At 52.7% G+C, this 12,510-nt stretch carries 9 protein-coding genes; all 9 read left to right on the top strand.

Going from position 1 to position 12,510, the window contains the following annotated elements:
• On the top strand, positions 1-118 hold a 118-nt coding region (locus GYRE_RS23410), incomplete at its 5' end, for an EF-Tu C-terminal domain-related protein (RefSeq protein ID WP_000531011.1).
• Between the two features lie 230 nt (positions 119-348).
• Complete coding sequence (gene secE / locus GYRE_RS03115) at positions 349-732, top strand: preprotein translocase subunit SecE (RefSeq protein WP_003033128.1); 384 nt, start codon at positions 349-351, stop codon at positions 730-732.
• Between the two features lies 1 nt (position 733).
• The gene (gene nusG / locus GYRE_RS03110; RefSeq protein ID WP_006816549.1) at positions 734-1,279 is read left to right on the top strand and encodes a transcription termination/antitermination protein NusG; all 546 of its coding nucleotides are present in this window, start codon (positions 734-736) and stop codon (positions 1,277-1,279) included.
• Positions 1,280-1,425: 146 nt separating this feature from the next.
• A complete protein-coding gene (gene rplK, locus GYRE_RS03105; RefSeq protein WP_006816550.1) occupies positions 1,426-1,854 on the top strand; it encodes a 50S ribosomal protein L11 in 429 nt (142 codons plus the stop codon).
• Positions 1,855-1,857: 3 nt separating this feature from the next.
• Complete coding sequence (gene rplA, locus GYRE_RS03100) at positions 1,858-2,562, top strand: 50S ribosomal protein L1 (protein WP_006816551.1); 705 nt, start codon at positions 1,858-1,860, stop codon at positions 2,560-2,562.
• A gap of 291 nt (positions 2,563-2,853) precedes the next feature.
• Complete coding sequence (gene rplJ / locus GYRE_RS03095) at positions 2,854-3,351, top strand: 50S ribosomal protein L10 (protein ID WP_001207203.1); 498 nt, start codon at positions 2,854-2,856, stop codon at positions 3,349-3,351.
• Between the two features lie 67 nt (positions 3,352-3,418).
• Positions 3,419-3,784: a 50S ribosomal protein L7/L12 gene (gene rplL / locus GYRE_RS03090; RefSeq protein WP_006176746.1), complete on the top strand. Its 366-nt coding sequence runs from the start codon at positions 3,419-3,421 to the stop codon at positions 3,782-3,784.
• 319 nt (positions 3,785-4,103) lie between these two features.
• Positions 4,104-8,132, top strand: a complete 4,029-nt coding sequence (rpoB, locus tag GYRE_RS03085) for a DNA-directed RNA polymerase subunit beta (RefSeq protein WP_038252918.1) — start codon at positions 4,104-4,106, stop codon at positions 8,130-8,132.
• Positions 8,133-8,208: 76 nt separating this feature from the next.
• Complete coding sequence (rpoC, locus tag GYRE_RS03080) at positions 8,209-12,432, top strand: DNA-directed RNA polymerase subunit beta' (RefSeq protein ID WP_006816553.1); 4,224 nt, start codon at positions 8,209-8,211, stop codon at positions 12,430-12,432.
• Positions 12,433-12,510 lie beyond the last annotated feature (78 nt).

Below are 12,510 nucleotides of genomic sequence, written 5' to 3'. Positions count from 1 at the left end.
CATCAAAATGGTTGTTACCCTGATCCACCCGATCGCGATGGACGACGGTCTGCGTTTCGCAATCCGTGAAGGCGGCCGTACTGTAGGCGCAGGCGTTGTAGCTAAAGTTCTCGGTTAATCGCTGATAACATTTGACGCAATGCGCATTAAAAGGGCATCATTTGATGCCCTTTTTGTACGCTTTCGATCCAGAACCTGGCTCATCAGTGATTTTTTTTGTCATAATCATTGCTGAGACAGGCTCTGAAGGGGGCGTTTAGTCCGAAACGCCACAGAGCTTTTCGGTTTGGTTGCCTCGCATTTATGCGGGGCGAAGATGTTTGTCGAATTCTTGTGACAGGTTGGTTTATGAGTGCGAATACCGAAGCTCAAGGGAGCGGGCGCGGCCTGGAAGCGATGAAGTGGGTAGTTGTTGCCGTACTGCTGCTCGTAGCTATCGTGGGCAACTACCTCTATCGTGACATGATGCTGCCGCTGCGTGCGTTAGCAGTTGTCATTTTGATTGCTGCAGCGGGTGGTGTCGCGCTGTTGACGACGAAAGGCAAGGCAACCGTAGCCTTCGCTCGTGAAGCGAGAACCGAAGTTCGTAAGGTGATTTGGCCGACTCGTCAGGAAACGCTGCACACTACGCTGATCGTTGCTGCGGTCACTGCGGTAATGTCACTGATCCTGTGGGGACTGGATGGTATTCTGGTTCGCCTGGTATCCTTTATCACTGGCCTGAGGTTCTGAGATGTCTGAAGCTCCTAAAAAGCGCTGGTACGTCGTTCAGGCGTTTTCCGGTTTTGAAGGCCGTGTAGCGACTTCGCTGCGCGAGCATATCAAATTACACAATATGGAAGAGTTGTTTGGTGAAGTCATGGTGCCGACCGAAGAAGTGGTCGAAATCCGTGGTGGCCAGCGTCGCAAAAGCGAGCGCAAATTCTTCCCGGGTTACGTGCTCGTTCAGATGGTGATGAACGACGCAAGCTGGCACCTGGTGCGTAGCGTTCCGCGCGTAATGGGCTTCATCGGTGGTACGTCTGACCGTCCTGCGCCGATCAGCGACAAAGAAGTCGATGCGATTATGAACCGCCTGCAGCAGGTGGGTGATAAGCCGCGTCCGAAAACGCTGTTTGAGCCGGGTGAAATGGTTCGTGTTAGCGATGGTCCGTTCGCTGACTTCAACGGCGTGGTGGAAGAGGTGGACTACGAGAAGTCCCGCCTGAAGGTTTCTGTTTCTATCTTCGGTCGTGCGACCCCGGTAGAACTGGACTTTAGCCAGGTCGAAAAAGCGTAAATAAGCAGCGATCAATCGTTGCACAAGGCGTGAAATTGGAATACAATTTCGCGCCTTTTGTTTTTATGGGCTAGTGCCCGTAAAACGATCGATTTTAAACACGGGAAGCCTTTATCGAGGCGCTATACCCAAACGAGGAAATTTAAATGGCTAAGAAAGTACAAGCCTATGTCAAGCTGCAGGTTGCAGCTGGTATGGCTAACCCGAGTCCGCCAGTAGGTCCGGCTCTGGGTCAGCAGGGCGTTAACATCATGGAATTCTGCAAAGCGTTCAACGCGAAAACTGATTCCATCGAAAAAGGTCTGCCGATTCCGGTTGTTATCACCGTTTACGCTGACCGTTCTTTCACTTTCGTTACCAAGACTCCGCCGGCAGCAGTTCTGCTGAAAAAAGCGGCAGGCATCAAGTCTGGTTCCGGTAAGCCGAACAAAGACAAAGTAGGTAAAGTTTCCCGCGCTCAGGTGCAGGAAATCGCGCAGACCAAAGCTGCCGACATGACTGGTTCCGACATTGAAGCGATGACTCGCTCAATCGAAGGTACTGCACGTTCCATGGGCCTGGTAGTGGAGGATTAAGAAATGGCTAAACTGACCAAGCGTATGCGCGTGATCCGTGACAAAGTTGATGCGACCAAACAGTACGACATCAACGAAGCTATCTCTCTGCTGAAAGAACTGGCTACCGCTAAGTTCGTTGAAAGCGTAGACGTTGCCGTTAACCTCGGTATCGATGCTCGTAAATCTGACCAGAACGTACGTGGTGCAACTGTACTGCCGCACGGTACTGGCCGTTCTGTTCGCGTTGCCGTATTTGCCCAGGGCCCGAACGCTGAAGCTGCAAAAGCAGCTGGCGCTGAGCTGGTAGGTATGGAAGATCTGGCTGACCAGATCAAGAAAGGCGAAATGAACTTTGACGTTGTTATTGCTTCCCCGGATGCAATGCGCGTTGTTGGCCAGCTGGGCCAGGTTCTGGGTCCGCGTGGCCTGATGCCAAACCCGAAAGTTGGTACCGTAACTCCTAACGTTGCTGAAGCGGTTAAGAACGCTAAAGCAGGTCAGGTTCGTTATCGTAACGACAAAAACGGCATCATCCACACCACCATCGGTAAAGTGGACTTTGACGCTGACAAACTGAAAGAAAACCTGGAATCTCTGCTGGTTGCGCTGAAAAAAGCAAAACCGACTCAGGCGAAAGGCGTGTACATCAAGAAAGTTAGCCTCTCCACCACTATGGGTGCGGGCGTTGCAGTTGACCAGGCTGGCCTGAGCACTGCTGCAAACTAATGCCTTTACGTGGGCGGTGATTTTGTCTACAATCTTACCCCCACGTTTGCTAACGAAAGTTAGCGGCTAAAAGATTTGTTCGTTGGAGCCTGGCCTAATCCAGGCCTCCGTCGAAGACCGCAGGTGTCTCGCAAGAGACTTAATCCCCTGCGTAGACGGTGACAGAACGCTAAGATTATTTTTGAATACTCTGGCTTGTTTCTGCTCACCGTATTAAGACGCTCTTCTCGTTGGGGAGAGTGAAGTGAGTTCCAGGGCATGAGCCCTGGCAAACATCCAGGAGCAAAGCTAATGGCTTTAAATCTTCAAGACAAACAAGCGATTGTTGCTGAAGTCAGCGAAGTAGCCAAAGGCGCGCTGTCTGCAGTAGTTGCGGATTCCCGTGGCGTTACTGTAGATAAAATGACTGAACTGCGTAAAGCAGGTCGTGAAGCTGGCGTTTACATGCGTGTTGTTCGTAACACCCTGCTGCGCCGCGTTGTTGAAGGTACTCAGTTCGAGTGCCTGAAAGACACGTTTGTTGGTCCGACCCTGATTGCATACTCTATGGAACACCCGGGCGCTGCTGCTCGTCTGTTCAAAGAGTTCGCGAAAGCGAATGCAAAATTTGAGGTCAAAGCTGCAGCCTTTGAAGGTGAGTTGATCCCGGCATCGCAAATCGATCGCCTGGCAACCCTGCCGACCTACGAAGAAGCAATTGCACGCCTGATGGCAACCATGAAAGAAGCTTCGGCTGGCAAACTGGTTCGCACTCTGGCTGCTGTACGCGATGCAAAAGAAGCTGCTTAATCGCAGTTATTCTTTTAAAGCATTGGCTTACATATAAACTTTATTCTGATTTTCAGGAACAATTTAAATGTCTATCACTAAAGATCAAATCATTGAAGCAGTTGCAGCTATGTCCGTAATGGACGTTGTAGAACTGATCTCTGCAATGGAAGAAAAATTCGGTGTTTCCGCTGCTGCTGCTGTAGCTGTAGCTGCTGGCCCGGCTGAAGCTGCTGAAGAAAAAACTGAATTCGACGTAATTCTGAAAGCTGCTGGCGCTAACAAAGTTGCTGTTATCAAAGCAGTACGTGGCGCAACTGGCCTGGGTCTGAAAGAAGCTAAAGACCTGGTAGAATCTGCTCCGGCCGCTCTGAAAGAAGGCGTGAGCAAAGATGACGCTGAAGCACTGAAAAAATCTCTGGAAGAAGCTGGCGCTGAAGTTGAAGTTAAATAAGCCAACCCTTCCGGTTGCAGCCTGAGAAATTAGGCTGATGGCTGGTGACTTTTTGGTCACCAGCCTTTTTGCGCTGTAAGGCGCCAGTAGCGTTTCACACTGTTTGACTGCTGGCTGTCCTGACAATGCTTGTTTCTATCGACGTCTTAATATACTGCGACAGGGTGCTCGCTCTGTGTAAATCGCAATGAAATGGTTTAAGCGTGATAGCAACAGGTATTGCGGAAAGTAATCCATTTTCCGGTCAACAAAATAGTGTTGCACAAACTGTCCCTCTGGTGGACAGATGCGTCGACTTGTCAGCGAGCTGAGGAACCCTATGGTTTACTCCTATACCGAGAAAAAACGTATTCGTAAGGATTTTGGTAAACGTCCACAAGTTCTGGACATACCTTATCTCCTTTCTATCCAGCTTGACTCGTTCCAGAAGTTTATCGAGCAAGATCCTGAAGGGCAGTACGGCCTGGAAGCGGCTTTCCGCTCCGTATTCCCTATCGCAAGCTATAGCGGTAATTCCGAGCTGCAGTACGTCAGCTACCGCCTTGGCGAACCGGTATTTGACGTTCAGGAATGTCAGATCCGTGGCGTGACCTACTCCGCCCCGCTGCGCGTGAAACTGCGCCTGGTGATCTACGAGCGCGAAGCGCCGGAAGGCACCGTAAAAGACATTAAAGAACAAGAAGTCTACATGGGTGAAATTCCGCTCATGACTGACAACGGTACCTTTGTTATCAACGGTACTGAGCGTGTTATCGTTTCTCAGCTGCACCGTAGCCCTGGCGTCTTCTTTGACAGTGACAAAGGTAAGACCCACTCCTCCGGTAAAGTGCTGTATAACGCGCGTATCATCCCTTACCGTGGTTCCTGGCTGGACTTCGAGTTCGATCCGAAAGACAACCTGTTCGTTCGTATCGACCGTCGTCGTAAACTGCCTGCGACCATCATTCTGCGTGCGCTGAATTTCACCACCGAGCAGATTCTTGATCTGTTCTTCGAAAAAGTGGTCTTCGAAATTCGCGACAACAAGCTGCAGATGGAACTGGTACCGGAACGCCTGCGTGGCGAAACCGCTTCCTTTGACATCGAAGCTGACGGCAAAGTGTATGTGGAAAAAGGCCGCCGTATTACTGCGCGCCACATCCGCCAGCTGGAAAAAGACGATATCAAACATATCGAAGTTCCGGTTGAATACATTGCTGGCAAAGTTGCAGCTAAAGACTACGTTGACGAATCAACTGGCGAGCTGATCTGCCCGGCTAACATGGAGCTGAGCCTGGATCTGCTGGCTAAGCTGAGCCAGTCTGGCCACAAGCGTATCGAAACGCTGTTCACTAACGATCTGGACCATGGTCCGTACATCTCTGAGACTGTACGCGTCGACCCAACCAACGATCGTCTGAGCGCGCTGGTAGAAATCTACCGCATGATGCGCCCGGGTGAGCCGCCGACTCGTGAAGCAGCTGAAAGCCTGTTCGAGAACCTGTTCTTCTCTGAAGACCGCTACGATCTGTCTGCGGTTGGTCGTATGAAGTTCAACCGTTCTCTGCTGCGCGACGAAATCGAAGGTTCCGGTATCCTGAGCAAAGAAGACATCATCGAAGTGATGAAGAAGCTCATCGATATCCGTAACGGTAAAGGCGAAGTGGACGATATCGACCACCTCGGCAACCGTCGTATCCGTTCCGTTGGCGAAATGGCGGAAAACCAGTTCCGCGTTGGCCTGGTGCGTGTAGAGCGTGCGGTGAAAGAGCGTCTGTCTCTGGGCGATCTGGATACCCTGATGCCACAGGATATGATCAACGCCAAGCCGATTTCTGCAGCAGTGAAAGAGTTCTTCGGTTCCAGCCAGCTGTCTCAGTTTATGGACCAGAACAACCCGCTGTCTGAGATCACGCACAAGCGTCGTATCTCTGCACTCGGCCCAGGCGGTCTGACCCGTGAACGTGCAGGCTTCGAAGTTCGAGACGTACACCCGACTCACTACGGTCGCGTATGTCCTATCGAAACGCCTGAAGGTCCGAACATCGGTCTGATCAACTCCTTGTCCGTGTACGCACAGACTAACGAATACGGCTTCCTTGAGACTCCGTATCGTAAAGTGACCGACGGTGTTGTAACCGACGAAATTCATTACCTGTCTGCTATTGAAGAAGGCAACTACGTTATCGCTCAGGCGAACTCCAACCTGGATGACGAAGGCCACTTTGAAGAAGATCTGGTTACCTGCCGTAGCAAAGGCGAATCCAGCTTGTTCAGCCGTGACCAGGTTGACTACATGGACGTATCCACCCAGCAGGTGGTATCCGTCGGTGCGTCCCTGATCCCGTTCCTGGAACACGATGACGCCAACCGTGCATTGATGGGTGCGAACATGCAACGTCAGGCGGTTCCGACTCTGCGCGCTGATAAGCCGCTGGTTGGTACCGGTATGGAACGTGCTGTTGCCGTTGACTCCGGTGTTACTGCAGTTGCTAAACGTGGCGGTCTGGTTCAGTACGTGGATGCTTCCCGTATCGTTATCAAAGTTAACGAAGACGAGATGTACCCGGGCGAAGCTGGTATCGACATCTACAACCTGACCAAATACACCCGTTCTAACCAGAACACCTGCATCAACCAGATGCCGTGTGTCTCTCTGGGTGAGCCGGTTGAGCGCGGCGACGTGCTGGCAGACGGTCCGTCCACCGACCTCGGTGAACTGGCTCTCGGCCAGAACATGCGCGTAGCGTTCATGCCGTGGAACGGTTACAACTTCGAAGACTCCATCCTCGTCTCCGAGCGTGTGGTTCAGGAAGATCGCTTCACTACTATTCACATCCAGGAACTGGCATGTGTGTCTCGTGACACCAAGCTGGGGCCAGAAGAGATCACCGCTGATATCCCGAACGTGGGTGAAGCTGCGCTCTCCAAACTGGATGAATCCGGTATCGTTTACATCGGTGCAGAAGTCACCGGCGGTGACATCCTGGTTGGTAAGGTAACGCCGAAAGGTGAAACCCAGCTGACCCCGGAAGAGAAACTGCTGCGTGCTATCTTCGGTGAGAAAGCGTCTGACGTTAAAGACTCTTCTCTGCGCGTACCGAACGGCGTATCTGGTACCGTTATCGACGTTCAGGTCTTTACCCGCGATGGCGTGGAAAAAGACAAACGTGCGCTGGAAATCGAAGAAATGCAGCTCAAACAGGCTAAGAAAGACCTGTCTGAAGAACTGCAGATCCTCGAAGCTGGCCTGTTTAGCCGTATCCGTGCTGTGCTGATCTCCGGTGGCGTTGAAGCTGAGAAGCTCGACAAACTGCCGCGCGATCGCTGGCTGGAACTGGGTCTGACCGACGAAGAGAAACAAAATCAGCTGGAACAACTGGCTGAGCAGTATGACGAACTGAAACACGAGTTCGAGAAGAAACTCGAAGCGAAACGCCGCAAAATCACTCAGGGCGACGATCTGGCACCGGGCGTGCTGAAGATTGTTAAAGTATATCTGGCCGTTAAACGTCAGATCCAGCCTGGTGATAAGATGGCGGGTCGTCACGGTAACAAGGGTGTTATCTCTAAGATCAACCCGATCGAAGATATGCCGCACGATGCTAACGGTACTCCGGTAGATATCGTACTGAACCCGCTGGGCGTACCGTCTCGTATGAACATTGGTCAGATCCTTGAAACTCACCTGGGTATGGCTGCTAAAGGTATCGGCGAGAAGATCAACGCCATGCTGAAACAGCAGCAAGAAGTCGCGAAACTGCGCGAGTTCATCCAGCGTGCGTACGATCTGGGCACTGACGTTCGCCAGAAAGTCGACCTGAGCACCTTCAGCGATGACGAAGTTCTGCGTCTGGCAGAAAACCTGCGCAAAGGCATGCCGATCGCAACGCCGGTATTCGACGGTGCGAAAGAGTCTGAAATCAAGGAACTGTTACAGCTGGGTGGCCTGCCGACTTCCGGTCAGATCACGCTGTTCGACGGCCGTACCGGTGAGCAGTTCGAGCGCCAGGTTACCGTTGGCTATATGTACATGCTGAAACTGAACCACCTGGTTGATGACAAGATGCATGCGCGTTCCACCGGTTCTTACAGCCTGGTTACTCAGCAGCCGCTGGGTGGTAAGGCTCAGTTCGGTGGTCAGCGCTTCGGGGAGATGGAAGTGTGGGCGCTGGAAGCTTACGGCGCCGCCTATACCCTGCAGGAAATGCTCACCGTTAAGTCTGATGACGTGAACGGTCGTACCAAGATGTATAAAAACATCGTGGACGGCAACCATCAGATGGAGCCGGGCATGCCAGAATCCTTCAACGTACTGTTGAAAGAGATTCGTTCGCTGGGTATCAACATCGAACTGGAAGACGAGTAATTCTCGCTCAAACAGGTCACTGCTGTCGGGTTAACCCCCGGCAGCAGAGTGTGCTAACTCCGACGGGAGCAAATCCGTGAAAGACTTATTAAAGTTTCTGAAAGCGCAAACTAAAACCGAAGAGTTTGATGCGATCAAAATTGCTCTGGCTTCGCCAGACATGATCCGTTCATGGTCTTTCGGTGAAGTTAAAAAGCCGGAAACCATTAACTACCGTACGTTCAAACCAGAGCGTGACGGTCTGTTCTGTGCTCGTATCTTCGGGCCAGTAAAAGACTACGAGTGCCTGTGCGGTAAGTACAAGCGCCTGAAACACCGTGGCGTGATCTGTGAGAAGTGCGGCGTTGAAGTGACCCAGACTAAAGTGCGTCGTGAGCGCATGGGCCACATTGAGCTTGCCTCTCCGACTGCGCACATCTGGTTCCTGAAATCGCTGCCGTCCCGTATCGGTCTGCTGCTCGATATGCCGCTGCGTGATATCGAACGCGTACTGTACTTCGAATCCTATGTGGTTATCGAAGGCGGTATGACCAACCTGGAACGCAACCAGATCCTGACTGAAGAGCAGTATCTGGACGCGCTGGAAGAGTTCGGTGACGAATTCGATGCGAAGATGGGTGCGGAAGCTATCCAGGCCCTGCTGAAGAGCATGGATCTGGAGCAAGAGTGTGAAACTCTGCGCGAAGAGCTGAACGAAACCAACTCCGAAACCAAGCGTAAAAAGCTGACCAAGCGCATCAAGCTGCTGGAAGCGTTCGTACAGTCTGGCAATAAGCCGGAGTGGATGATCCTGACCGTTCTGCCGGTTCTGCCGCCAGATCTGCGTCCGCTGGTTCCGCTGGATGGTGGTCGTTTCGCAACGTCAGATCTGAACGATCTGTATCGTCGCGTTATCAACCGTAACAACCGTCTGAAGCGTCTGCTGGATCTGGCTGCGCCAGATATCATCGTACGCAACGAAAAACGTATGCTGCAGGAAGCGGTAGATGCCCTGCTGGATAACGGTCGTCGCGGTCGTGCGATCACCGGTTCTAACAAGCGTCCGCTGAAATCTTTGGCCGATATGATCAAAGGTAAGCAGGGTCGTTTCCGTCAGAACCTGCTCGGTAAGCGTGTTGACTACTCCGGTCGTTCTGTAATCACCGTAGGTCCATACCTGCGTCTGCATCAGTGCGGTCTGCCGAAGAAAATGGCACTGGAACTGTTCAAACCGTTCATCTACGGCAAGCTGGAACTGCGTGGCCTCGCCACCACCATCAAAGCCGCTAAGAAAATGGTTGAGCGCGAAGAAGCTGTCGTTTGGGATATCCTGGACGAAGTTATCCGCGAACACCCGGTACTGCTGAACCGTGCACCAACCCTGCACCGTTTGGGTATCCAGGCGTTTGAACCGGTTCTGATCGAAGGTAAAGCAATCCAGCTGCACCCGCTGGTTTGTGCGGCATATAACGCCGACTTCGATGGTGACCAGATGGCTGTTCACGTACCGCTGACGCTGGAAGCCCAGCTCGAAGCGCGTGCGCTGATGATGTCTACCAACAACATCCTGTCCCCGGCGAACGGCGAACCAATCATCGTTCCGTCTCAGGACGTTGTACTGGGTCTGTACTACATGACCCGTGACTGTGTTAACGCCAAAGGCGAAGGCATGGTGCTGACTGGCCCGAAAGAAGCTGAGCGTATTTATCGCGCTGGCCTGGCCTCTCTGCATGCGCGCGTTAAAGTGCGTATCACCGAATATGAAAAAGATGAAAACGGCGAATTCGTTGCGAAAACCAGCCTGAAAGACACGACCGTAGGTCGTTCTATTCTGTGGATGATCGTACCGAAAGGTCTGCCTTTCTCCATCGTCAACCAGGCGCTGGGCAAGAAAGCTATCTCCAAAATGCTGAACACCTGTTACCGCATTCTGGGCCTGAAGCCGACCGTAATCTTCGCTGACCAGACCATGTACACCGGCTTTGCTTATGCAGCGCGTTCAGGTGCATCCGTTGGTATCGATGACATGGTCATCCCAGAGAAGAAACACGAGATCATCTCTGAAGCTGAAGCCGAAGTTGCCGAGATCCAGGAGCAGTTCCAGTCTGGTCTGGTCACCGCGGGCGAACGTTACAACAAAGTTATCGATATCTGGGCAGCGGCGAACGATCGTGTATCCAAGGCGATGATGGACAACCTGCAGACCGAAACGGTTATCAACCGTGAAGGTAAAGAAGAGCAGCAGGTTTCCTTCAACAGCATCTACATGATGGCCGACTCCGGTGCGCGTGGTTCTGCAGCACAGATTCGTCAGCTGGCTGGTATGCGTGGCCTGATGGCTAAGCCAGATGGTTCCATCATCGAAACGCCAATCACCGCGAACTTCCGTGAAGGTCTGAACGTACTCCAGTACTTCATCTCAACCCACGGTGCTCGTAAAGGTCTGGCGGATACCGCACTGAAAACAGCGAACTCCGGTTATCTGACTCGTCGTCTGGTAGACGTCGCGCAGGATCTGGTTGTTACTGAAGACGATTGTGGCACGCTGGAAGGCATCACCATGACCCCGGTTATCGAGGGTGGTGACGTTAAAGAGCCGCTGCGCGATCGCGTTCTGGGTCGTGTGACCGCTGAAGACGTTCTGAAGCCGGGTACCGCAGATATTCTGGTTCCGCGTAACACACTGCTGCACGAGCACTGGTGTGATCTGCTGGAAGCGAACTCTGTTGACTCCGTGAAAGTACGTTCCGTCGTATCCTGTGACACCGACTTTGGTGTATGTGCGCACTGCTATGGTCGTGACCTGGCGCGTGGCCACATCATCAACAAAGGTGAAGCTATCGGCGTTATCGCGGCACAGTCCATCGGTGAGCCGGGTACACAGCTGACGATGCGTACGTTCCACATCGGTGGTGCGGCATCTCGTGCGGCTGCTGAATCCAGCATCCAGGTGAAAAACAAAGGTAGCATCCGTCTGAGCAACGCGAAGTCGGTTGTGAACTCCAGCGGTAAGCTGGTTATTACTTCCCGTAATACCGAGCTGAAACTGATCGACGAATTCGGTCGTACCAAAGAAAGCTATAAAGTGCCTTACGGCTCTGTTATGGCGAAGGGTGATGGCGAACAGGTTGCTGGCGGCGAAACCGTAGCAAACTGGGATCCGCATACCATGCCAGTTATCACCGAAGTGAGTGGTTTCATCCGCTTCACTGACATGATCGACGGCCAGACCATTACTCGTCAGACCGACGAGCTGACCGGTCTGTCCTCGCTGGTCGTTCTGGATTCTGCAGAACGTACCGCTGGTGGTAAAGATCTGCGTCCGGCACTGAAAATCGTTGATGCGAACGGTAACGACGTTCTGATCCCGGGCACCGACATGCCGGCTCAGTACTTCCTGCCGGGTAAAGCGATTGTTCAGCTGGAAGATGGCGTACAGATCAGCTCTGGTGACACCCTGGCCCGTGTTCCGCAGGAATCCGGCGGTACCAAGGACATCACCGGTGGTCTGCCGCGCGTTGCCGACCTGTTCGAAGCACGTCGTCCGAAAGAGCCGGCAATCCTGGCTGAAATCAGCGGTATCATTTCCTTCGGTAAAGAAACCAAAGGGAAGCGTCGTCTGGTTATCACCCCGTTAGACGGTAGCGATCCGTACGAAGAGATGATTCCGAAATGGCGTCAGCTCAACGTGTTTGAAGGCGAGCGTGTAGAACGTGGTGACGTGGTTTCCGACGGTCCGGAAGCGCCGCACGACATTCTGCGTCTGCGTGGCGTTCATGCGGTAACCCGCTATATCACCAACGAAGTGCAGGACGTTTACCGTCTGCAGGGCGTTAAGATTAACGATAAGCACATCGAAGTTATCGTTCGTCAGATGCTGCGTAAAGCAACCATCGAAAGCGCCGGAAGCTCTGACTTCCTCGAAGGTGAGCAGGTTGAATACTCTCGCGTGAAGATTGCTAACCGCGATCTGGAAGCGAATGGCAAAGTGGCGGCGACCTTCGCACGCGACCTGCTGGGTATCACCAAAGCGTCTCTGGCAACCGAGTCCTTCATTTCTGCGGCATCGTTCCAGGAAACGACTCGTGTTCTGACCGAAGCAGCTGTTGCGGGTAAACGTGACGAACTGCGCGGCCTGAAAGAGAACGTTATCGTGGGTCGTCTGATCCCGGCGGGTACCGGTTATGCGTACCACCAGGATCGTATGCGCCGCCGTGCTGCGGGTGAACTCCCGGCTGCACCGCAGGTAACTGCTGAAGATGCGTCTGCCAGCCTGGCAGAACTGCTGAACGCAGGCCTGGGTGGTTCTGATAACGATTAATCGTTAACAGAGTCCAGACTAAAAAACCCGCTTCGGCGGGTTTTTTTATGGCTGCTAAAAACAAATATGCCCGGGTAA

This window comes from Yokenella regensburgei ATCC 49455, assembly GCF_000735455.1.
In the GTDB taxonomy this organism is placed as follows: Bacteria; Pseudomonadota; Gammaproteobacteria; order Enterobacterales; family Enterobacteriaceae; genus Yokenella; species Yokenella regensburgei.
Note: the sequence above shows the minus strand (reverse complement) of the source record. Positions and strands in the feature narration are given on the sequence as shown.